The organism is Sporosarcina ureae (assembly GCF_002109325.1).
Classification (GTDB): Bacteria; Bacillota; Bacilli; order Bacillales_A; family Planococcaceae; genus Sporosarcina; species Sporosarcina ureae_C.
In genome coordinates this window covers 792,321-813,662 of sequence record NZ_CP015348.1, presented here as the reverse complement: position 1 = coordinate 813,662, position 21,342 = coordinate 792,321, and the positions used below count along the sequence as shown (strand labels likewise).

At 40.9% G+C, this 21,342-nt stretch carries 23 protein-coding genes and 1 riboswitch; of the genes, 16 read left to right on the top strand and 7 right to left on the bottom strand.

The features are described from left to right. Window positions 1–24 precede the first annotated feature (24 nt). From SporoP32a_RS04055 to SporoP32a_RS17295, 3 genes are all read left to right on the top strand, one after another. Window positions 25–492: an NUDIX domain-containing protein gene (locus SporoP32a_RS04055; RefSeq protein ID WP_085426758.1), complete on the top strand. Its 468-nt coding sequence runs from the start codon at window positions 25–27 to the stop codon at window positions 490–492. Then, entirely contained in the window at window positions 476–1,276 is an 801-nt protein-coding gene (locus SporoP32a_RS04050; protein WP_085426757.1) for an alpha/beta hydrolase family protein, read from the top strand. The genes SporoP32a_RS04055 and SporoP32a_RS04050 overlap by 17 nt, the downstream gene beginning before the upstream one ends. Window positions 1,277–2,008: 732 nt before the next feature. Further along, window positions 2,009–2,140 carry a hypothetical protein gene (locus SporoP32a_RS17295; protein WP_257788346.1) on the top strand — a complete coding sequence of 44 codons (132 nt, stop codon included), beginning with the start codon at window positions 2,009–2,011 and terminating at the stop codon, window positions 2,138–2,140. Window positions 2,141–2,362: 222 nt separating this feature from the next. Here the strand turns inward: SporoP32a_RS17295 and pckA are convergent, their stop codons facing one another. Beyond that, window positions 2,363–3,955: a phosphoenolpyruvate carboxykinase (ATP) gene (gene pckA, locus SporoP32a_RS04035; protein ID WP_085426754.1), complete on the bottom strand. Its 1,593-nt coding sequence runs from the start codon at window positions 3,953–3,955 to the stop codon at window positions 2,363–2,365. Between the two features lie 175 nt (window positions 3,956–4,130). Then, window positions 4,131–4,250: riboswitch (SAM riboswitch) on the top strand. Window positions 4,251–4,426: 176 nt separating this feature from the next. Between pckA and metK the strand changes: the two genes are divergently transcribed. Then, window positions 4,427–5,638 carry a methionine adenosyltransferase gene (gene metK, locus SporoP32a_RS04030; protein ID WP_085426753.1) on the top strand — a complete coding sequence of 404 codons (1,212 nt, stop codon included), beginning with the start codon at window positions 4,427–4,429 and terminating at the stop codon, window positions 5,636–5,638. Window positions 5,639–5,680: 42 nt separating this feature from the next. Here metK and SporoP32a_RS04025 read toward each other — a convergent pair whose 3' ends face one another. Both SporoP32a_RS04025 and SporoP32a_RS04020 read right to left on the bottom strand, forming a co-directional pair. Next, window positions 5,681–6,490, bottom strand: coding sequence for a DUF3891 family protein (locus SporoP32a_RS04025; RefSeq protein ID WP_085426752.1), 810 nt, complete (start codon window positions 6,488–6,490; stop codon window positions 5,681–5,683). Next, the gene (locus SporoP32a_RS04020; protein WP_085426751.1) at window positions 6,459–7,076 is read right to left on the bottom strand and encodes a hypothetical protein; all 618 of its coding nucleotides are present in this window, start codon (window positions 7,074–7,076) and stop codon (window positions 6,459–6,461) included. The genes SporoP32a_RS04025 and SporoP32a_RS04020 overlap by 32 nt, the downstream gene beginning before the upstream one ends. Window positions 7,077–7,273: 197 nt before the next feature. Between SporoP32a_RS04020 and SporoP32a_RS04015 the strand changes: the two genes are divergently transcribed. The 3 genes from SporoP32a_RS04015 (at window position 7,274) to SporoP32a_RS04005 (ending at window position 9,650) form a co-directional block, all read left to right on the top strand. Further along, window positions 7,274–7,507 (top strand): YkuS family protein, encoded by a 234-nt coding sequence (locus SporoP32a_RS04015; protein ID WP_085426750.1) that lies wholly within the window; start codon window positions 7,274–7,276, stop codon window positions 7,505–7,507. A 362-nt stretch (window positions 7,508–7,869) separates the two neighbouring features. Beyond that, window positions 7,870–8,490, top strand: a complete 621-nt coding sequence (locus tag SporoP32a_RS04010) for a TetR/AcrR family transcriptional regulator (protein ID WP_085426749.1) — start codon at window positions 7,870–7,872, stop codon at window positions 8,488–8,490. Continuing rightward, a complete protein-coding gene (locus SporoP32a_RS04005) occupies window positions 8,487–9,650 on the top strand; it encodes an MFS transporter (RefSeq protein ID WP_232319583.1) in 1,164 nt (387 codons plus the stop codon). Before SporoP32a_RS04010 ends, SporoP32a_RS04005 begins: the two co-directional genes overlap by 4 nt. Window positions 9,651–9,692: 42 nt before the next feature. Here SporoP32a_RS04005 and SporoP32a_RS04000 read toward each other — a convergent pair whose 3' ends face one another. Continuing rightward, window positions 9,693–9,857 (bottom strand): Fur-regulated basic protein FbpA, encoded by a 165-nt coding sequence (locus tag SporoP32a_RS04000; protein WP_085426748.1) that lies wholly within the window; start codon window positions 9,855–9,857, stop codon window positions 9,693–9,695. A 492-nt stretch (window positions 9,858–10,349) separates the two neighbouring features. Here SporoP32a_RS04000 and SporoP32a_RS03995 point away from each other — a divergent pair, with 492 nt between their 5' ends. The 4 genes from SporoP32a_RS03995 to SporoP32a_RS03980 all read left to right on the top strand — a co-directional run bounded on the left by SporoP32a_RS03995 (window position 10,350) and on the right by SporoP32a_RS03980 (window position 15,111). Next, entirely contained in the window at window positions 10,350–11,207 is an 858-nt protein-coding gene (locus SporoP32a_RS03995; protein WP_085426747.1) for a YitT family protein, read from the top strand. A 284-nt stretch (window positions 11,208–11,491) separates the two neighbouring features. Continuing rightward, window positions 11,492–13,138 carry an ABC transporter permease gene (locus SporoP32a_RS03990; protein WP_085426746.1) on the top strand — a complete coding sequence of 549 codons (1,647 nt, stop codon included), beginning with the start codon at window positions 11,492–11,494 and terminating at the stop codon, window positions 13,136–13,138. Window positions 13,139–13,143: 5 nt separating this feature from the next. Beyond that, window positions 13,144–13,821: an ABC transporter ATP-binding protein gene (locus tag SporoP32a_RS03985; protein WP_085426745.1), complete on the top strand. Its 678-nt coding sequence runs from the start codon at window positions 13,144–13,146 to the stop codon at window positions 13,819–13,821. Between the two features lie 150 nt (window positions 13,822–13,971). Then, a complete protein-coding gene (locus SporoP32a_RS03980; RefSeq protein ID WP_420542306.1) occupies window positions 13,972–15,111 on the top strand; it encodes a Fe(3+) ABC transporter substrate-binding protein in 1,140 nt (379 codons plus the stop codon). Between the two features lie 271 nt (window positions 15,112–15,382). Here the strand turns inward: SporoP32a_RS03980 and SporoP32a_RS03975 are convergent, their stop codons facing one another. Further along, window positions 15,383–15,901, bottom strand: coding sequence for a gamma carbonic anhydrase (locus SporoP32a_RS03975; protein ID WP_085426744.1), 519 nt, complete (start codon window positions 15,899–15,901; stop codon window positions 15,383–15,385). Window positions 15,902–16,008: 107 nt separating this feature from the next. Here SporoP32a_RS03975 and SporoP32a_RS03970 point away from each other — a divergent pair, with 107 nt between their 5' ends. The 5 genes from SporoP32a_RS03970 (at window position 16,009) to SporoP32a_RS03950 (ending at window position 19,439) form a co-directional block, all read left to right on the top strand. Next, a complete protein-coding gene (locus SporoP32a_RS03970; RefSeq protein WP_232319581.1) occupies window positions 16,009–16,806 on the top strand; it encodes an alpha/beta hydrolase in 798 nt (265 codons plus the stop codon). Next, the gene (locus SporoP32a_RS03965) at window positions 16,803–17,186 is read left to right on the top strand and encodes a fluoride efflux transporter FluC (RefSeq protein WP_085426743.1); all 384 of its coding nucleotides are present in this window, start codon (window positions 16,803–16,805) and stop codon (window positions 17,184–17,186) included. The genes SporoP32a_RS03970 and SporoP32a_RS03965 overlap by 4 nt, the downstream gene beginning before the upstream one ends. Next, on the top strand, window positions 17,177–17,524 hold the full coding sequence (locus SporoP32a_RS03960) for a fluoride efflux transporter FluC (RefSeq protein WP_085426742.1): 348 nt from the start codon (window positions 17,177–17,179) through the stop codon (window positions 17,522–17,524). Before SporoP32a_RS03965 ends, SporoP32a_RS03960 begins: the two co-directional genes overlap by 10 nt. A gap of 13 nt (window positions 17,525–17,537) precedes the next feature. Next, complete coding sequence (locus SporoP32a_RS03955) at window positions 17,538–18,281, top strand: thermonuclease family protein (protein ID WP_085426741.1); 744 nt, start codon at window positions 17,538–17,540, stop codon at window positions 18,279–18,281. A 114-nt stretch (window positions 18,282–18,395) separates the two neighbouring features. Next, window positions 18,396–19,439 carry an IS30 family transposase gene (locus tag SporoP32a_RS03950; protein ID WP_420542312.1) on the top strand — a complete coding sequence of 348 codons (1,044 nt, stop codon included), beginning with the start codon at window positions 18,396–18,398 and terminating at the stop codon, window positions 19,437–19,439. 251 nt (window positions 19,440–19,690) lie between these two features. On the opposite strand, the gene SporoP32a_RS03945 is transcribed toward SporoP32a_RS03950, so the two are convergent. Both SporoP32a_RS03945 and SporoP32a_RS03940 read right to left on the bottom strand, forming a co-directional pair. After that, window positions 19,691–20,218 (bottom strand): isoprenylcysteine carboxyl methyltransferase family protein, encoded by a 528-nt coding sequence (locus SporoP32a_RS03945; protein ID WP_085426739.1) that lies wholly within the window; start codon window positions 20,216–20,218, stop codon window positions 19,691–19,693. A 1-nt stretch (window position 20,219) separates the two neighbouring features. Continuing rightward, on the bottom strand, window positions 20,220–21,299 hold the full coding sequence (locus SporoP32a_RS03940; protein WP_085426738.1) for a type III polyketide synthase: 1,080 nt from the start codon (window positions 21,297–21,299) through the stop codon (window positions 20,220–20,222). Between the last annotated feature and the right edge of the window lie 43 nt (window positions 21,300–21,342).

The following is a 21,342-nucleotide window of genomic DNA, read 5'->3' as shown; positions in this document are numbered from 1 at the left end:
CTAGAGGAAAGGACGTGATCCATAATGCTGAAATTTGAAGATTTACAGGGAGCCAATGTCGAATTGACGTTTGGACCAAACTCACATCAAATTGAATCTCGCCATGTGCTCGTTCTCATTAAGCACAACGAGCGTTGGTTATTGACTAAACATAGAATACGCGGCATTGAATTCCCAGGTGGAAAAGCAGAATGGGGAGAGACCATTGAACAAGCGGCAATTCGGGAAACAATGGAAGAAACAGGAGTCACTATAGAAAATGTGCATTCATTTGCTGAGTACGTCGTCTTTACCGATCCACCTTTTTGCAAAGCTGTTTTCACAGGGGATATTACGCATATAGAAAAGAACTTTACGTTAATGGAAACGGAAGGCGCGGTTTGGATGACAGACGCTGAGTTAGACGCTTGTACAGAACTTAGTTTTCATATGAAGGATCGTGGAATGAGTGAACTGAGAAAGTGGGTGGAAGCGAATGGTCGAACAAACTAATGGGAAAATCATTCGAAGAAGAGATTATCCTTCCCCAAACCCACACGTCAAATTGGAGGAAATTACCTATAGTTCTGACGGTTTGCTAGTAAAAGGCCTGTTAGCTACACCAAGAGCGGAAGGCCGCTATGACGGTTTGCTTTATTTACGTGGCGGCATTCAACATGTCGGGATGGTTAGACCGGCTCGTATTGCACAATTTGCGTCCCATGGTCTTGTGGTGTTCGCTCCTTATTACCGCGGCAATCGTGGCGGTGAAGGGAAGGATGAATTTGCAGGCGAAGACCGCAATGACGCAGTGGTGGGAGTTGATGTGCTGAAACAACAAAGTAGTGTCAACTCAGATCGAATTCATCTATTTTCCTTTTCAAGAGGCGGTATTATGGCGCTCTGGACTGCTATTATACGTGAAGACCTAACGTCCGCGGTAGCATGGGCAGGCGTCTCAGACGTAGTCTTCACATACAAAGAGCGACAGGATATGCGCCGAATGATGAAGCGTGTCATCGGTGGTACTCCAAATAATCAACCCGATGCGTATCGTGAGCGTACAGCTTTATTCCGTGTACAAGACATCGATATACCGACGCTAATTATTCATGGGACGCTGGATACAAATGTTTCATTTGAACAGGCGTTATTGCTCGAGACTGCTTTGAGTGAGGCGAATAAAGAGTTTGAAACTTGGTATTTGGAAGGCTACACGCATTATATTCCACCTGAAATGAATCGGCGGCTTGTGAAAGATGCAGTGGATTGGATGAAGCGGCAGAGAAGGGGATAGGTCAAACTTGGTAGATGGTTTTTTATGGTCGTTGCTCGACATTGGCTTGTGCATGGAAAGTAGCGAAGGTCATGCTTTGTACCCGCACAGGCACGTGGGGGATTGCCTCCAGCCATGAGCCAACTAGCGGTGGGGCTGCTAGCTGTCTCATGGCCACGGCCTACCCCGCAGTTGTGCCTGCACTACTGAGTACTTACCAAGTCAGGTTGTGGTTTATAAATGATGAAGATCAGAGGATCGTTGCTCGACATTGGTTTATGCATGGAAAGTGGTGAGGGTCGTGCTTTGGACCCGCACAGGCACGTGGGGGATTGCCTCCAGCCATGAGCCAACTAGCGGTGGAGCTGCTAGCTGTCTCATGGCCACGGCCTACCCCGCAGTTGTGCCTGCACTACTGAGTACTTACCAAGTCAGGTTGTGGTTTATAAATGATGAAGATCAGAGGATCGTTGCTCGACATTGGTTTATGCATGGAAAGTGGTGAGGGTCGTGCTTTGGACCCGCACAGGCACGTGGGGGATTGCCTCCAGCCATGAGCCAACTAGCGGTGGAGCTGCTAGCTGTCTCATGGCCACGGCCTACCCCGCAGTTGTGCCTGCGCTACTAAGTGCTTAACAAGTCAGGTTGTGGTTTATAAAAGAAGACAACCAGTGACGGGGTAGTACTAGTTTCTATTCTCGCAAAACAAGTATCTGAACTGTCCTACACATAATCTAACGTAGGCGGCTGCACGTGGTAGGCGTAGTAATGAGACAGTCAGGCGAACTTCCTGTCTGGCTCATTGCGGAAGCCATCCACCACCGCCGAAGTGGGGCCAATGACCGCCCCACTTACTTTGCCAGTCAAATCACTACTTTTGCATAAAACAAGGAAGAGTAAGGGTTCGCAAAACAGCTACCTAACATCGTATCCTACTTACTTGTATGAACAAATAATCCGCGCACTCGAAAAACAACTATCTGAACTGCCCTACACATCATCTAACGCAGGCGGAAGCCATCCATCGCCCCACTTACAATGCTCGTCAAATTAAAAACCAAAAAAGAGGCTGACCCAGAATTCTGGGTCAGCCTCTTTCAACTATCATTACTTAATAACAGGTGGTCCACCTTTGATTGCGATGTCCTCTGAAACGTGGCTGAACTTCTTGAAGTTCTCACGGAAAGCATCAGCTAAGCGATTTGCTTCTTTATCGTATTCGTTCGGATCTTCCCAAGCATAACGAGGGTGTAGAACATTACTCGGTACACCTTCGATTTCAAGCGGCATATTCAATCCGAAGATTTCGTTCTTCTTTGTTTCTACATTATCTAATTTACCAGCGATTGCAGCGCGTACCATTGAACGTGTATAGCCTAAGTTCATACGTGAACCTACACCGTAGATTCCGCCAGTCCAACCTGTATTCACAAGGAATACTTTTGAGCCGTGCTCATCGATCTTCTTGCCAAGCATCTCTGCGTATGTTGCAGCAGGAAGTGGTAAGAATGGTGAGCCGAAGCAAGTAGAGAATGTTGGTTCAGGAGCAGTAATTCCACGCTCAGTTCCAGCAAGCTTGGAAGTGAAACCGCTCAAGAAGTGGTACATTGCCTGTTCTTTTGTAAGGATCGAGATCGGAGGCAATACTCCGGAAGCGTCAGCAGTTAGGAAGATAATATTCTTAGGATGACCAGCAACAGACGGTGTCACGATGTTATCGATATTTTCGATAGGGTAAGCGGCACGTGTGTTTTCTGTCAATGATTTATCATCATAATCTGGAATGCGCGTTACTTCATCCAATACAACGTTTTCTAAAACTGCACCGAAACGGATTGCTCCGAAAATTTCAGGTTCTTTTTCTGCAGAAAGATTGATACATTTTGCGTAACATCCACCTTCAATGTTAAATACGCCGTTATCAGACCAGCCATGCTCATCGTCTCCGATTAGTTTACGGTTAGCATCTGCTGAAAGAGTAGTTTTACCTGTTCCAGAAAGTCCGAAGAACAAAGCAACGTCACCTTCTTCACCTACGTTTGCTGAACAGTGCATAGAAAGAATACCTTGTTCAGGTAGCAAGAAGTTCATAACAGAGAAAATAGATTTTTTCATTTCTCCTGCGTACTCTGTTCCACCGATCAAAACAATACGTTTCTCGAGTGATACGATGATGAAAGTTTCCGAATTAGTGCCATCCACTTTTGGATCCGCTTTGAATGAAGGGGCAGCCAAAATTGTGAATTGCGATTCGTGTGCTTGTAATTCTTCTTCTGTTGGACGGATGAATAGCTGGTGAACGAATAGGTTCTGCCAAGCTAATTCATTGATTACTTGGATAGACAACTGGGAGTCTTTATCCGCGCCTGCAAATCCTTTAAAAACGAAGAGCTCGTCTTTTTCCTTCAAATGATCAATGACTTTCGTGTATAATGAATCAAAGATCTCTTCTGAAATTGGGCTGTTCGTGCTACCCCAATCTACTTTATCCTTAGACACTGCATCTTCAACGATGAATTTGTCCTTAGGTGAGCGTCCTGTGTACTTGCCTGTACGTGCAGTAATTGCGCCGTCTGCTGAAAGTTTAGCTTCGCCTCTTGCTGCTGCTTTTTCCGTTAATTCTGCTACAGACGCTTGGATCGTCACGTTGCTTCCACTAAGAAGACTTTTTAAACTATCATCAATTTTTGCAGATATCATATTTACATACCGTCCTTTGCGTAGTCGATTTATTTATCTTGATAAGAATATCCTAATTCGTAAATAGTATAACACATTAAGAATATTAATCTATACTAATGGAAAACTCAAGTGATTTAGAATAAAAAAATTGACAAAATCCAAACTTTTTAATAAGATGTGACATGAACGGATACTCTTATCCCGAGTTGGTGGAGGGTACAGGCCCTGTGAAACCCGGCAACCTGCAATAGACAGTAGTCTAGCGCGAAGGTGCCAAACCTGAAGCAAGGTTTAATTCCTTGGACGATAAGAGTGAAAGGTGCTGCGCGTGAAATTTTGCCTTTTACTCATGGATTGAATGTGAGTGAAGGGCTTTTTATATTGTCTAGCCCTGAATCCTTATGGTATATGCTTGACGTCTAGGCGTGGAACTTTACCAGGGACTTATGAGAGTACCGTATCATGATGCTTAATATAGGGGGAAACAAAATGACAAACCGTCGACTGTTTACATCAGAATCAGTTACAGAAGGCCATCCAGACAAGATGTGCGACCAAATTTCAGACGCAATTTTAGATGCGATCCTAACCGAGGATCCAAATGCGCGTGTGGCATGTGAAACGAGTATCACGACTGGACTCGTATTAGTAATGGGAGAAATCACTACGACAACGTACGTGGATATTCCAAAAGTAGTTCGCGATACTGTAAAGGAAATTGGATATGTTCGTGCGAAATACGGCTTTGATTACGAAACATCTGCTGTACTTACATCTATTGATGAGCAATCACCTGAAATTGCTGCTAGTGTCAACGTGGCACTTGAAGCGCGTGAAGGGTCTATGACAGATGAAGACATAGATGACATCGGAGCAGGTGACCAAGGTTTAATGTTCGGATATGCATGTAATGAAACACCGGAACTTATGCCTTTACCAATTAGTCTTTCTCATAAATTGGCACGACGTTTAGCAGAAGCACGTAAGGAAGAACTAATTCCTTATTTGCGTCCTGATGGCAAAACACAAGTAACAGTAGAGTATGATCAGGATAATAATCCAGTGCGAATTGACACGATTGTTATTTCCACACAACATCATCCTGAAGCTACACTCAAACAAATCGAGAAAGATATTAAAGAAGTAGTCATCGATGCAGTCGTTCCCAAAAACTTGTTGGACGAGCATACGAAATACTTCATTAACCCTACCGGCAGCTTCGTCGTTGGTGGTCCTCAAGGAGACTCCGGTCTAACTGGACGTAAAATCATCGTTGATACGTACGGTGGTTATGCACGACATGGTGGGGGAGCGTTCTCAGGTAAAGATGCTACAAAAGTGGATCGTTCCGCTTCTTATGCAGCTCGTTACGTAGCTAAGAACATCGTGGCAGCTGGACTAGCTGAGCACTGTGAGGTCCAGTTGGCATATGCGATTGGTGTAGCAAGCCCAGTTTCTATCTCGATCAACACATTCGACACAGGTAAACTATCCGAAACACAATTAGTGGAGTTCGTACGTGAATTGTTTGACCTTCGTCCGGCAGGCATTATTAAAATGCTCGACCTACGTCGTCCAATCTACAAACAAACAGCAGCGTACGGTCACTTTGGCCGCACGGATATCGAATTGCCATGGGAGCAGACGGATAAAGTGGAAGCGTTGAAAGAACTTGCTAGTAAAGTACGTGTAAAGCAATAATGGAGTGCAGAAAGGGGAAAACATTTCCTCTTTCTGCATTTTTTATTTATTTGCCGGCGTAATATGAAAAGGAATCAATTCATAATCTGCCTCTTCATAAGCTACTAGCAATCCTTGATCCTCAATGTCTTTTTTCAAAACAGTCTTTTGCTTTACTTCAACGTCAAATGAATAGCTAAATGGATAATTTTCCACCTTAATAGTGTGCTGATCTGCAAAATAGATCCCAATTCGTCCTATCGGTAATGCAGGGAAAATGCCTGTTGAAGGAATGCCGTCGCGAAAGAATATATGTTCATTCGCTTTGGCGACACCTGGATCATTCACACAACAATATAAAGAAAAGTTATCTCCAAGCTGAAGCAAGGCAAAATGCTTTTCAAATAATTCCTTATCAAAATCCTCGATTTCTTTATACAATCGTTCACGACGATTCTGTTCTCCCTCGATAAATAGCTTAGCTTCTTTTTCGTTATTACTCTGTATAAACTGTTCATAATGAAGACTACAAAGCATAGCTGCATAGTGGTCAATCTTTTCTACATCATCGATTCCTTGACGATAAAGTACTGTTTTAGGGAGAAGTGGGAAGTCAGTGAATCGAAAAGGTACCGACTTCGCATCATTCCAAAAAGGCTGTTTATCAAAAGGAGCCCAGCCGATGTCGTGGTTACGAATGGCAGTCAATACGGAATGACGCCATTGATCTTCAGGAAACATATCCTTTTTCCAGTGTTTCATTAATTCACCGGCTAGGTGTCCATGATGATGTTGTTGCACAAAGCTAAATGTTTTCTCGTGTTCACGTACAATCATCAACTCATCCTTTCTTGTCAGGAGGGACGCTATCATTTTTTATGATCTCTTCTTTAATTTCTTCCTTTACTTTTTCAATTTTCTCCATTTCTTCCTGATACATTTCTTCTGCTTCTGTTGTCCCGACAATCAGGGGCTCTTCATTGAAATCGATGCGTTTGCCATATCGTACAAGTTCATAAATAATCATACCGTTATTCGGTTTACCATTTACGGTTTTCATTGGAATGGAGTCAAATAAAACGAAATAGAAGGCGTAGAATATAAAACGGCTCCAAAATGTTTTAGACTCTTCAAGAAAGCCATTTGCAATCAGCGCATTTATTGTGACTGCCACGATCACGTTAATCAAAATCGGCCCAGCATATATACATATATACGCGAAATTACTTTTTCTCTTTACTGAATCAAAAGAAAACCAGCTATTTACATGATAATATTTTCGTATATCTAAAACACCAAATTTAAAAAGCCTGGGTCCAGATCCAATAGTGAGTCTGGCATTTTTCACACCGAATAGACCACTAATTATAAAATAACCAGCTTCCCTTATAAACGTAACGGCAGGTAGAATGATAAAACTTGAAATGACCAAGCTAAGGAGATCCGCTAAACCGAACATATCGTGTCGACTCCTTCTATAAGTTCTTCTAATGATTCAATAGCTCTAACAGTAAAATACCCATTTTCCGCGAAATCAATCGTTTTGGTATTACTGTTTTATAAACATGCCATAATAAGTCATGTTTGATTTATGTAAGAGCGGGAAAATATAAAACATTAATCGAATACATGTAGTATTCGGAGGAGGAATAGGATATGGCGAAAATAGCGGTAGAAGTACCATTTGAAGACATTAAACAAGCATTAGAGGAAAAAGGACATGAAGTGAAGATGTTCGCAAGTGATGAACATGTAAGCGGCTATGATATGGGCGTAGTACGTGCCTTGAGCGATGTCAACATCGACCAATTCGACTTCCCCGTGGTAAGCGTTGAAGGCAACTCCGTACAAGACATTGTAGAAGATGTTGAAAAAAGATTACATCGTTAATAATTGAATACATCTATTTTAGGACTTGAGAACAAGTGGCTGGGACTAAACCCCAAAAAATGCATGAAGGATTATTCTTTTCCTTCGTGCATTTTTTTGACTACATATTTATAAAAGTAACTTTTAAGATATAGGAGTGTACCGGAGCGGACTATTTCCTAGTTATGTCCCAGTCTCATGTTCTTCATTTTTTTGCAAAGTAAATAAAAAAAACCCACTATAAGTGCATACCTATGCTGTTTATTCATGATACCGTGGTATCACTTTAATTATTATTAGTTGACAAGACCCCATAGGAACAGTAAGCTGTTCGGCGTTGACTCGTCAGTCAATCAATAAAAGAAGTGAGTTGAAAAAACCTTATGTCTTCTCGAACAAGTGAAAAATTTAAAGAGCTACGCGACAATCGACAGCAACAACTAAAAGAAGCCGCTATCGTATTATTTGGTACGAAAGGATATGCAGCAACAAAAATTAGTGACATTACAAACAAGGCCGAACAAAGTCATGGCTTGTTTTACCACTACTTCAAATCAAAAGAAGACCTGTACGTCACAGTGATTCTCGAGTTATTAACTGAATTCGTCCATATAGTTGATAAAGCAGAGGAAAAACATGACAGTCCTTTAAAACAATTGGAATGGCTCACTGAAGCAACTCACTCTGGCTCATTACGTGATGGAGTACACCGCCATATCCTGATCATGCAAGCTTTGTATTCTGATTATTTAACACAAGAAGTGAAAGAAGAAATTGTGGAAAAATATCGATTCATGGTCGAAAGAATTGAACATATTATTATTAAAGGACAAATTTCTGAGGAGTTTATTGAAGGAGATGCAGAAGAATTAGCTGTGTATCATTTATCATTAGTACATGGCTTATTATTAACAAATGCTCGCAAGATTTCACCTATTAAAGTGTCAGCCGAAAAAGTATTACGCCAACTAAAACGTCATCCAGAGCAGGGGGATGACCAATGAACCGCATGTTGAAACCAACAATCATTTCTATCTCGATGGCAACAGTAATGGCAGGAGCCGCTATATCTCCTGCCCTTGGATTGATTGCCGCAAACTTCCCAGAAGCCAGCCCCGTAATTATCAAGTTAATATTAACGGCACCTTCATTATTGATCATTCCATTTACATTCATCTCTAGTTGGTTAACGTCAAGGATACCGAAACGTACAGTTGCTTTAATCGGCTTATTCATTTATGTCTTGGCAGGGGTAGGCGCACAGTTTACCAATACGATTGAAATGCTACTAGCCTTTCGATTTGTGCTAGGAGCTGGTGTCGGCTTAGTCATGCCGCTTGGGATTACGTTAATTAGTGATCATTTTAGAGGCCGTGAACAAGTGAAGATGATGGGTTATAATTCTGCATTCAGTAACTTCGGTGGAATCATCACTATGATGCTAGCAGGTTACTTAGCGGCTATCAGTTGGAGAGCTCCGTTTAATGTGTATTTAATGGGTGTCGTGATTTTCATTCTGGTCTTTATATTCTTGCCGAAAGACACACCGCTCAAACAAGATAAGAGTGTAGAGAAACGGAAAATGCCGCTAACTGTTTTTGGCTATGCAGCTGCTTCCGCAGGTATTATGCTAGTTTACTATTCGGTTGCCACGAATATGGCACTCTACTTGGAGCAAAGCAATATAGGTGGCTCAGCATTGGCAGGAACAGTGATTTCTTTTACAACTGTAGGGGGGATGATTACTAGCCTGACGTTGATTCAGCTACAAGATATCTTGAAATCTTATATCATGCCAATCAGTATATTCTTAATGGGGATTGCATTCACTGGTTTGGCTTTAAGTCATTCTGTCCCACTCATTTTAGCTTGTACATGCGTAATTGGTTTTGGACAAGGAATTTTGTTCCCTATGATTAACGTTAAAGCATTAAGTTTGGTCAATCCACTTCATAGTGACCGTGTGATTGCGATAGTATCGAGTTCCATTTTTATCGGTCAGTTCAGTTCGCCTTTAATATTGGACGGAATTGCTAAATTAGCAGGCTTCCCGACAATTCGTTTCCAATATTCCGTGATAGGAATTGCGCTAGGGATTTCGGTTTTACTCATCATTCTGTATAAGATTTTAAGAAAATCTAAAGTTTCGACTATAGAAGCGTAAATAAAAATGAGACGTGCCCAATTGGACGCGTCTCATTTTTATTTACATTTGAATGTCAGTTTGTCCGAAAGCTTCATATTCCTGCTTTAATAATTGAAGCGGTAATTCGTACAGTTGTTTCCCATCAATTTTAAATACCCCATTTGAAACGAGCTCCTCAATCATTTTGTCTCGTTTTGATTCACTTACCTTTTTGTTTGTTTTCATCGTACGTTTCCTCCTTGATTCCCCCTCTAAATATAGCCGATATTTCTTTGAATTAAACCGTATAATCTATAGTTGGAACTTTCGGACTGTCCGAATAATTGATTTGTGTTATTGGGGTAGTGTAATAGGGACTTGTGATTTATAGTAGATTTACAATAGCGATAGAATTAATGGTGGATGCTATCATATACGACGCTAATTGACAAAAACATTCGGTTGGAAGCATATTTTGTCTAATTACGAAATGAATCCATAAACTGATGAAATAGCATCGAGTGCTTCATTATTTACTTTGACAGACGTGACTTTTGTGAACTGTAATAGTAGTAGAGCAAATGACGAATGGGTGGCATAGTAATGACAGAGAGGAGAAGAAATTGCATGTTAAACGACTGTTTTTGTGTTAAATGTTGCTTAGGGGTACCATTATGAGGCAAGAATAGATATAATCTAGTTCGTGCATTAAATTGTTATTTACCATAGGAGGTCGCTATGTTTTTCATTGAAGCAAAACGGGTGACGGTTGTAATTATAGGATCGCTACTTATGGCTCTATCATTAAATTTCTTTCTTATCAATGCAAATGTCTATGCAAGTGGGTTTGCGGGTGCAGCCCAGTTAGTATCCAGTGTTCTAAAGGACCACTTGGATATGACCGTCAGTACAGGTGTTTTATTATTGCTTTTCAACATACCAGTCTTTATTCTTGGTTGGTTTAAAGTAGGAAAAGGTTTCACGATTTACAGTATATTATCCGTTGCGTTTGCAACACTATTTCTTGAATTGTTGCCACTACGATCTATATCAGATGACATTATGCTGAATGCGGTATTTGGTGGAGTACTGGCGGGTGTCGGTGTAGGGATATCCTTAAAGCTAGGTGCATCTACTGGAGGAATGGACATCGTTGCGATGATTCTATCCCGTATGCAGGATAAACCAATCGGTGTCTACTTTTTATTACTAAACGGTATTCTTATCGTATTCGCAGGTATTTTATATGAACCGGAAAACGCACTTTACACAATGGTTGCGCTATACGTTACGACGTCAGTGATTGATATGATTCATACGCGACATGAAAAAGTAACCGCGATGATCATCACACGCAAAGCAGACGATCTCCAACAAGCAATCCATCGTCAAATGGTACGAGGAATCACCATACTACCTGCTAAAGGTGCTTACTCAAAAGAAGATAAGAATATGCTGTATGTTGTTATCACAAGATATGAACTATACGATTTGGAACGGATTATCAACGAAACAGATCCGCAGGCCTTCACGAATATCGTACAAACAGTAGGGATCTTCGGTTTCTTTAGAAAAGAAAATGAGAAGCTAGCTTAGTATAGAATATTTAACGTAAATTTTATCTATAGTATTTTATATGAAGGCAAACTCCAAAAAATGAGTTTGTCTTCATTTTTTTATACCGGGATTTTACTGTAAAACTATTAGTTTAGGAATATTTATTTTGTAGAACATAAATAGCATAGATTTGTTGAATTCTTGTGAAAACATTGGAAAGCATACGGATATTGTATATACTTAAGAGTGACTATCATTATGCAAGTTATAATTAATTAACATCATAACCGCCACTGTGCGTAGTAAAGTTGGTATTATCGTATATGAAAACATCTATATGGCTAAGAGAGATTCGTCGTCGGGCAAATAGCTGGTTCATCATTACTATGCTTGGCGCACTCGTTATTATTATGCCCGTCGCTTATGTGGTATTAAGTTTCTTCCAGCCGACTGGCGAGAACTGGGAACATATTAAAGAATTTTTGCTTGCTGACTATATAAAAGGGTCAGTTATTTTAGTTGGTTCTGTCGGAATCCTCTCGACGACTATCGGATTGGTGCTGGCTTGGATCATTGCAGCATATGAATTTCCATTTCGTAAGCAGTTTAAATGGCTATTAATTATACCTTTAGCTATACCGCCGTATATAGCGGCTTACACATATAGCACGATGACAAGCTATACGGGCGTCATCCAATCGTTTTTCCGTAATCATTTTGATTATCAATTTACACCTGGCGCAATTGAGATTATGTCACTGCGTGGAGCGATTTTTGTTCTCACATTATTTCTTTATCCTTATGTCTATATGATTGCGCTCAACTATTTTGAAAAACAAAGCGCTTCCTATATTGAGAGCGCTAAAACTCTTGGTTTGAATGGTATACAAATGTTTTTCCGTTTGGCACTCCCCATTGCACGACCTGCGATTATTGGAGGATCGATGCTAGTCATCTTTGAAGTATTAAGTGATTATGGTGTAGCCAGTTTCTTTGGTGTACGAACGATATCGACGGCGATTTTCCAGACGTGGTTCGGGATGTATGATATCAATGCAGCTATGCGATTGGCTGCCTGGTTGCTTGTCATTATATTGGGGATTTTCATGCTCGAGCGTTTTTTACGCAAAGGTCGGAAGTATGATACGAACGTGACACAGAGCAGACCACTCGCACGCAAAAAGTTACGTGGCTGGACTGCTTGGCTAGCATTCCTTTCTTGTTCTATTATTTTCTTGAGTGCCTTTTTAATTCCTTTTGTTCAACTGATCTATTGGTCACTAAAAACATATGAAAAAGTATGGCGCTCGGACTTTATCAGTTTAATAACCAATAGTTTATTGGCTGCTTTTATCGGTGCATTAATTATTAGCTTCTTTGCAATCTTGGCTGCTCGTACGATTAACTTGTATCCATCGACTTCGTCTAATTTACTTGCGCGTATTATGACGTCCGGTTATGCAGTACCGGGAGCGGTCGTCGCAATAGGTGTCCTTGCGTTATTTATTACGTTAGATGAGAAACTAGCATTTATTTATCCAAAGTTATTCGGTGTAGAATCGGGCACACTTGTCTTAAGCATGTCGATTGCTATGTTGATCACAGGATACGTTATACGTTTTATGGCACAAGGGTTTAATGCAATTGAATCGGGTTATACGAAAGTTCCCCCGTCTTACCGAGAAGCATCATTCTTATTAGGGCGCGGTTTAACATACACGTTTTGGAAAGTGGAGTTTCCATTATTACGTGGTTCGATTTTAATTGGATTCGCTCTAGCCTTCCTTGAAATTATGAAGGAATTGCCTCTGACTTTATTATTACGCCCATTTAACTTTGATACGCTTGCGACACGAACCTATCAATACGCGATTGATGAACGAATTTATGAAGCGGCTCCATCCTCCTTGTTATTAATTTGTTTAAGCATCGTGTCGGTGATTATTATTTTGAAATTTGAGGAGAAGTGAGAAATATGTTCGTGGACATTCAAAACTTATCATTTCAGTATTCAAAAAAACAGCCGCCAGTTATTGATCGCTTTTCATTTACGATTGAAAAAGGGGAGATTATCGGGATTGTAGGTGCGAGCGGTAGCGGGAAAAGCACATTACTGCGATTACTTGCAGGTTTGGAAGATCCTACGGGGGGCAGTATTGAACTCGACAGCAGACTCATAGTAGGAGACAACACGTATATAGAAGCAGAAAAGCGCGGTGTGGGAATGGTGTTTCAGAACTATGCATTATTTCCTCATCTGACAGTAAGCGAAAACATTTGCTTTGGCTTGCATAAATTAAAGCGGGCCGAAAGAAAGGAACGCTTGGATGAAATGTTAGAACTAGTCCAATTGCGTGATTTCGCAAAGCGTTATCCCCATGAACTAAGTGGGGGACAACAGCAACGTGTAGCACTTGCCAGAGCATTGGCACCTTCACCCTCCATTCTGTTGATGGATGAACCATTCAGTAATCTGGATACGAATCTAAAATCGTTGATTCGAATGGAAGTACGAGATATTTTGCAAAAAGCGAATATCACGTGTCTATTCGTCTCTCATGATCAAGCGGATGTGGACGCAATTTGTGATCGGACAATTTATATTGATTGTGCATCATATGTTGGTTCTGATAAAGAGACTGTAACCTTATAACGTTGTACTAGAGAGAGCCAGATAAACTTCGGGCTCTCTTTTTATATTTACAGAAATAAAAGAAAGATGAAAGCTCGACTTATACTCGGAATTGTATTACAATCACTTTAACGATGAAAATGATTCTCATTACCGTGTATAATAGGTGAGATGAGTGAGAAGATAAGGGGAGAAAAACATTTGAAAAAGTTTTTATGGGCATTCGCTCTACTAATGCTTGCAGCAATTTTGGGCGCATGTAACGCAAGTTCAGATAAAGAGGAACAAAAGGAAGACCCAGCAAAAGAGGAAACTCTTGCTGAAGATGCAACAGATGCAAAAAAAGATGAGAAAACAGATGGAGAAGTAAACGTCTATACAGCTAGACATTATGACGTAGATGCCATTCTTTATGAAGATTTTACAAAGCAAACTGGCATTAAAGTAAACGTGATCGAAGCAAAAGCACCGGAATTGATGGAGCGTTTAAAACGCGAAGGGCAAAATACACCTGCCGACCTATTCATCACGGTTGATGGCGGGATCTTGAACACTGCAAAAGAAGAAGGTCTATTGCAACCGGTTGAATCTGAAGAAATTGAAAAAACAGTACCAGCCGAGCTTCGCGACACAGACAACCAATGGATTGGATTATCTACTCGTGCACGTGTGATTGTCTATTCAAAAGATCGCGTGAAGCCTGAAGAATTATCTACTTACGAAGATCTTGCAACAGACAAATGGAAAGACAAATTACTTGTTCGTTCATCTGACAGCTTGTATAACCAATCATTAATGGCGTCATTGATCGCAATTGATGGCGAAGAAAAGGCTAAAGAGTGGGCGCAAGGAATTGCGGATAACTTAGCGCGTGAGCCTGAAGGCGGAGACCGCGACCAAGCACGTGCAATCGTTGCAGGTGTTGGTGACGTAGCAATTATGAATAGTTACTATGTAGGTCGTATGTCGGTTTCAGACGAAGCGGAAGATGTGAAGGTGTTCGACCAGATCGGCGTGTTCTTCCCTAACCAAGAAACAACAGGAACACATATTAATATTAGTGGAGCTGGCTTAATTAAGCACAGTAAAAACAAAGACAATGCAGTGAAGTTGATTGAGTATTTAACGACTGCCGAAGCACAAGAACAAGTCTCAGAAGAAAACTTTGAGTTCCCTGTGAACGAAGAAGCTAAATTACCAGAAGTAATGGCTGAATGGGGTACATTCACACCACAAAAAGTGGACTTCGCAGACTATGGCAAGTACAATCCGAAAGCTGTAGAATTGATGAATGAAGTAGGCTGGAAATAAGTACAACAAAAAAGCAGCTCTTTGGCTGCTTTTTTGTTTCTAAAAATACATGTAAATTACTGGTTTTTTAAGTAGTAGAAACATTTCGGGTCAATCCTAAGTCATATATATAGTGAAAACTTGTAATTAATTAGATTACAGCAAGTAAACTTCTTATGAGTTTAAAAGGCGGGCCATGCGAACCGTCTGTTAATCTATGATATGTTAATGAAGTATGTATTATATAAAGGGATGTACTTGACAAGGCGTCCGCTTGTCACGGGCGCCACGATTAATTCTTTTCTTGTAACGCTTTATATAATTGACCTTTACGTGCATACTCATTTACGATTCTTGTCATGTCTGCGCGATCTTCATCAGTCAATTCACGGACAACACGTGCCGGTGAACCAAGGGCTAAAGTGTTCGGTGGAATTTTCTTGCCAGGCGTCACTAAACTACCAGCACCGATGAAAGCACCTTCACCTACTTCAGCTCCATCGAGTACGGTGGCGCCCATACCGACAAGTGCTCCAGTTTTGATCGTACAACTATGCAACATCGCTTTATGACCAATTGTCACGTCATCTTCAAGAATTAGTGGGAATTTTGGGCTTTGATGTAAACAGCAGAAATCTTGCACATTTACTTTTTTGCCAATAATAGTAGGGGATACATCCCCACGGATTACCGTGTTGAACCATATAGATGACTCCGGTCCAATCGTTACATCACCGGAAATCGTTACGTAGTCAGCAATATAAACGGATGGGTCAATTTTTGGTAATTTACCTTCGTATGGATAAATCAATCAAATCTCCTCTTTTCTAAATAATCATGTATAATTTATCCTAACAAACATTTAGTTATTGCGAAACATAAGAATGAAATAGATAGAATAAGATAGTCTGATTAGGAGTGATATCTTTGTGGAAATGGGAAGCAGAAGGTAAGGCGAAAGGTGTTATTGTACTTGTACATAACGCTTATGAACATCATAGAAGATATGCGTGGCTCATACAGAAATTTCAAAGCGATGGTTTCCATGTTGTAGCAGGAGACTTACCGGGTCATGGTAAAGAAAGCGTAGAAGTACATGCTGAAGCATTTAAGGATTATCGCAGATTTATCAAGAAAATGATTCGTAGTGGTTTAGATGATAATCTACCTGTGTTTTTATTTGGACATGGATTAGGCGCAACATTTTTACTTCGTTTATTGCAAATGGAACGAATTGAATGCGCTGGAGTGATCTGTACATCACCTTGGCTACATCTAGAACATCATCCGCCCATTCGTGCGAAAATGTTTACGAAATGGTCTCAATCGATGACGTTGGATCATGAAATTACACCCGAACTTTTATCGCGTAATCCCGAATTCTTGGAGCAATATGCGGAAGATCCGATGTATGTACCGATCGTTACGGGTGGTTGGTATCGCGAGTTGCAAACACTGATGAAATCCGTCTTGCAACCAGATTTAATCATTCAAGATGTACCTATGTTACTTCATACAGGAGAAGCAGATCAAATCACCAATACCGATTACACACGTAAATGGGCATTCGCACAAAATTTATCCGAACTTCAATGGAAGCGATGGAAAGACGTTCAACACGACGTCATCCAGGCACCTGAACAAGAAGGGGTCTATTTATATACACAATCATTCATCAATAATGTGCTGCATTCTCTTGGATATATTATCGAATGAATGCCGGTCGTGAAAGACTGTACATAGGCGTGGCTGGAGCTATTGGAGCAAGCACAAGACTGCTGATTGGTCAGCTATTGATCATCAGCGGTTCTTTTCCTGTGGCGACCTTCACGATCAACATGATAGGGACGTTTATCCTTTGCTATATTGTGGAACGTGCACGTCTTGTAGGAAGTCTTAGCCCTCTAGCAGTGACAGTTATAACTACAGGATTTTTCGGCGCATTCACGACGTTTTCCGCAGTCAGTGTAGAAACCGTTGAATTGCTACGTGATGGATTTCATGTACTTGCAGGTGTCTACGTAAGTAGTAGTGTTGTAGGTGGATTAGCTATGGCGGCGCTTGGATTTTTATTGGCTAGGAGGCGATCGTCGTAATCTGGCATCTTATCGCAGTAAGTTGTGGCGGATTTATAGGAGCGCTTTTACGTTTCGAGATATCCTCCAAGCTCAATCGTGACCGTTTACCGTATGGAACACTACTTGTTAATTTTGTTGGCAGTTTCTTCATCGGTTGGATCATCGGTTCAAACCTTTCATACGGTTGGACGTTATTTTGGGCTACTGGTGTAGCAGGTGCTTTAACGACCTATTCTACCTTAATGAAAGAAATCTGGACGTACTGGACTGAAGGTCAGAAGATTCGAGCGGTCGGTTATACACTAGTAACGTTCACAGTAGGAATAGGCTTGGCCTTTTTAGGTTTTAGCTTATAGAAAAGAGGTTCTGATGAATAACAAAACAACGCAAAAAACGGCACAAAATAAACGTAAGAAAATGATTACTTCATTCTTAATCGCAGTAGGAATTGCGATTGTAGCTATATATTTCCCAGAGCTATTTGACGATGAAGAAAAAGAACCGAGTCGTCAAGGTTTAATTCCTGTCGAACTAGTTAAAACAATTGATGGCGATACGATCAAAATCATGTACGAGGGTAAAGAACAAAATGTGCGGTATTTATTAATTGATACACCTGAAACAAATCATCCACGTCTTGGCAAGCAGCCGTATGGACAACAATCAAAGGTTCGGAATCAGGAACTATTGCAAAAAGGTCAGCTCGAAATCGAGTTTGATGTAGGTGGGAAATATGATAAATACGACAGATTATTGGCGTATATTTACGTAGACGGCAAGAGTGTACAAGAACAGTTATTGAAAGAAGGATTGGCAAGAGTCGCTTATGTGTATCCACCGAATACACGGCATTTTGATGCGTTTGAAAAAGCCGAGCAACAAGCGAAAAAGTCAGGTATCGGAATTTGGACGTTGGAAGACTACGCCACAGACCGAGGTTTTGACAGTGAAAAATATCCTGCAGATTCTGTGAAGATCCCTGTATACGGTGAAACGCAGGACTTCAAGAACTGTACAGAGCTCCGTCAAGTATATCCGAAGGGCGTTAAAAAAGGTCACCCGGCATATAAAGAACAGATGGATGGCAATAAAGATGGACGAGCTTGTGAATAAAATAAAGAGGCCAATTGTACAATCAAGTTAGCCATCTAAATTCAAATAAAAAAATGCCACTATAAAATTTCGTGTATCATTGAAGTTACGAGACAAACAATGAGAGGAAGTTTTATAGTGGCACAACTTGAGAATACCATACAAAACCGTAAAAATAAACACCTGTCAGCTTTTGAGCGCGGTCAAATCGAAGCGCTTCACAAGGAAGGGCACACCAACCGTGAGATCGGTAGGCGCTTAGGACGCGTTCATCAAACCATCGCTAATGAATTAAAGCGTGGAACTACTACCCAGCTCAAAACTGGGCGCACATCCTATACTGCCTATTTCGCTGAAACCGGACAGGCGATATATGAACGAAATCGACTTCAGTGTGGCGCAAAAAGTAAGTTGCTTATAGCCAATGAATTTGTCAATTTCGCGTGTGACAAAATCTTAAATCAAGACTGGTCACCAGATGCAGTCGTCGGGTTTACAAGCCGTCAAGAAGAGTGGAAAGACCGACCTACTGTGTCCATGAAAACCCTTTATAACTACATTGATTTAGACGTATTACGCGTGCGAAACATAGACTTGCCGATGAAACTGAGACGGAACACCAAAGTGAAACGCATCCGAAGAAACTGTCGTATTCTGGGAATGAGTATCGCTGAACGTCCTATTGAAATTGATAACCGTCAAGAATTCGGTCATTGGGAAATTGATACAGTAGAAGGACAAAAGTCTGATGACAACGCGTTATTGACGCTTGTTGAACGTAAAACGAGAAACTATTATGCCATCCTCCTAGATGATCAAGATCATGATTCAGTGGACTTTGCGATCAATCAGCTACGACAGGATTTTGGCGAGCTGTTTTCTCAAGTGTTTAAAACGATTACGTCGGATAACGGCAGCGAGTTTTCTAATCTGACAAAGAGTCTTCAAGGTGTCACAGACGTCTATTTCGCTCGTCCATACGCACCGTATGAAAGAGGATCTAACGAGCGACACAATGGTCTTCTCAGACGATATATTCCTAAAGGAAAAGCAATTTCTGATTACTCCACAGAGTCTATTCAACGTATTTACCAGACACTAAATCAGTTGCCCAGGAAGATTTTGAACTATCGACAGCCATCCGTTCTGTTTGAAGAAGAGTTAGCTAGGTTAGCATAGTATTTCCAAAACGAGCATATCGATTGAAGAATACATCCCCTTCATACGTACACTGGATTTTATCTAAGTGGCTAACTTAATATTGCAATTTTGGAATAAAATAAAGACTGATTAAGTCACATGACATCATGATATTATGTGACACTTATGGTCAACTACCTACGTGTTTTTATGGGCAAACATTAATGAAGAAAATGAAAAGAATGAAAACAAGTCCTCGTTATCAAGGATTTGTCTTCATTCTTTTTTCATTAAAACACTTCATTATAATTTGTCAGTTCTCGTAGTGCGCGTTCTTCAGTAGGAATCCGGACGGACAGCATCCAGACATTCAGCAATAGAAACAGTCCCGCCGTGAAGTACGCACTGAATAGTAAAGGCAATACAATTAGTTCGGTTGTTACAATGACATAGTTCGGGTGGCGGATCCAGCGATAAGGTCCTTTTTTCTGTACATTCGCTCCAGGTAAAATAAGAATTTTAGTGTTCCAGAACTTTCCTAAAGATGCCAAACACCACACACGCAGAACTTGCATCAATAGGAAGACTACGAGTAAGATGCTCCAGAATGGCGATAGTAGACGGTCGAATACTAGAACTTCAACTAGCAAGGAAATGAAAAATGCAGTATGCATTAAAACCATCCATTTATAGTGAGACGCACCGATTTCTATTGCACCTTGATTGCGGATCCACTTCTCGTTGCGATTAGCGACGACCAGTTCGACTAACCGTTGAATGACGACGATAATAAAAACAAACAGGAAAAGCCTGCTCATCTTATTGCCACTCCAACAATAATAATTCTCCGCAGAAACCTGGTCCAAGTGCTGCCATTAAACCGTATTCCCCTTTAACAGGCTGTTGCTCGATAAAATCCTTGAGTACATAGAGCACAGTAGGAGACGACATATTTCCATGATATTGCAGTATCTTTTTCGACGTAGCAGTTTGCTCTTGATCCATATCCAGTGCTTTTTGATAGGCATCTAATACTTTTTTACCGCCAGGATGCGCAACAAAATGCTGTACATCTTCGATTGAAAGATTATGATCTTCCACGAATTGATGGACAAATGGTCCTAACCAACTCTTAATAACGTTTGGAATACTCTTTGAAAATACAACATGCAAGCCGTCGTTTTTAATATCCCAGCCCATCACGTCCTCTGAGTCAGGCATAAATCGTGAAGAAGTTGCACGGATATGAGGCATCGGACGCGTGCTTTTGACGGTGGTCTGTTCTCCAGAAACAAGTGCGCAAGCTACACCATCAGAGAATAACGATACACCGACCAAGTTACTTTTTGATACATCGTCTCGTTGAAATGTTAAGCTGCAAAGCTCTATAGCGAGAACGAGAACATTTGATTCAGGATAGGCTTTACAGTAATCAAAAGCACGGCTCATACCCGAAGCTCCACCTGCGCAACCGAGGCCCCAAATAGGGATACGTTTAATATTATGTCTAAATGGTAATTGATTAATAAGACGTGCATCGATACTTGGTGTGGCGATTCCACTACTTGAAACAAAGAATATCGCGTCAATTTCAGCTGCATTCACTGGGCGCTCCAGTGTTGTCGTATTGTTGAGGCATTGTTCGACCGCCTGCTTACCAAGTGAAATAGCATGTTGAATATATAAGTTGTTTTTTGTTTCGAAATCATGTGGCTCCGCGTACCATTCTAATGGCATACATACTTGTCGTGAGTCAATTTCACCGTTTTGAAACACTTGTAATAAGCGGTCTATATCTTTAAATGAATCCGAAAATAAAGAACGAGCAAATGTCATAGCCTCTTCCTGTGGCAAATCAACAGGTGGGCTGACTGTACTAACAGATTGGATGATTGGCATAGGGTTACCTCCGTTTAAATTGATGGCGAGCTTGAGCAGTGAA

What these genes read in the sequence shown, in the direction of transcription:
- SporoP32a_RS04055 (WP_085426758.1), top strand. Translation starts at nt 25, where the DNA reads ATGCTGAAATTTGAAGATTTACAGGGAGCCAATGTCGAATTGACGTTT.
- SporoP32a_RS04050 (WP_085426757.1), top strand. Translation starts at nt 476, where the DNA reads ATGGTCGAACAAACTAATGGGAAAATCATTCGAAGAAGAGATTATCCT.
- pckA (WP_085426754.1), bottom strand. Translation starts at nt 3,955, where the DNA reads ATGATATCTGCAAAAATTGATGATAGTTTAAAAAGTCTTCTTAGTGGA.
- metK (WP_085426753.1), top strand. Translation starts at nt 4,427, where the DNA reads ATGACAAACCGTCGACTGTTTACATCAGAATCAGTTACAGAAGGCCAT.
- SporoP32a_RS04025 (WP_085426752.1), bottom strand. Translation starts at nt 6,490, where the DNA reads ATGATAGCGTCCCTCCTGACAAGAAAGGATGAGTTGATGATTGTACGT.
- SporoP32a_RS04020 (WP_085426751.1), bottom strand. Translation starts at nt 7,076, where the DNA reads ATGTTCGGTTTAGCGGATCTCCTTAGCTTGGTCATTTCAAGTTTTATC.
- SporoP32a_RS04015 (WP_085426750.1), top strand. Translation starts at nt 7,274, where the DNA reads ATGGCGAAAATAGCGGTAGAAGTACCATTTGAAGACATTAAACAAGCA.
- SporoP32a_RS04010 (WP_085426749.1), top strand. Translation starts at nt 7,870, where the DNA reads ATGTCTTCTCGAACAAGTGAAAAATTTAAAGAGCTACGCGACAATCGA.
- SporoP32a_RS04005 (WP_232319583.1), top strand. Translation starts at nt 8,487, where the DNA reads ATGAACCGCATGTTGAAACCAACAATCATTTCTATCTCGATGGCAACA.
- SporoP32a_RS04000 (WP_085426748.1), bottom strand. Translation starts at nt 9,857, where the DNA reads ATGAAAACAAACAAAAAGGTAAGTGAATCAAAACGAGACAAAATGATT.
- SporoP32a_RS03995 (WP_085426747.1), top strand. Translation starts at nt 10,350, where the DNA reads ATGTTTTTCATTGAAGCAAAACGGGTGACGGTTGTAATTATAGGATCG.
- SporoP32a_RS03990 (WP_085426746.1), top strand. Translation starts at nt 11,492, where the DNA reads ATGAAAACATCTATATGGCTAAGAGAGATTCGTCGTCGGGCAAATAGC.
- SporoP32a_RS03985 (WP_085426745.1), top strand. Translation starts at nt 13,144, where the DNA reads ATGTTCGTGGACATTCAAAACTTATCATTTCAGTATTCAAAAAAACAG.
- SporoP32a_RS03980 (WP_420542306.1), top strand. Translation starts at nt 13,972, where the DNA reads ATGAGTGAGAAGATAAGGGGAGAAAAACATTTGAAAAAGTTTTTATGG.
- SporoP32a_RS03965 (WP_085426743.1), top strand. Translation starts at nt 16,803, where the DNA reads ATGAATGCCGGTCGTGAAAGACTGTACATAGGCGTGGCTGGAGCTATT.
- SporoP32a_RS03955 (WP_085426741.1), top strand. Translation starts at nt 17,538, where the DNA reads ATGAATAACAAAACAACGCAAAAAACGGCACAAAATAAACGTAAGAAA.
- SporoP32a_RS03945 (WP_085426739.1), bottom strand. Translation starts at nt 20,218, where the DNA reads ATGAGCAGGCTTTTCCTGTTTGTTTTTATTATCGTCGTCATTCAACGG.
- SporoP32a_RS03940 (WP_085426738.1), bottom strand. Translation starts at nt 21,299, where the DNA reads ATGCCAATCATCCAATCTGTTAGTACAGTCAGCCCACCTGTTGATTTG.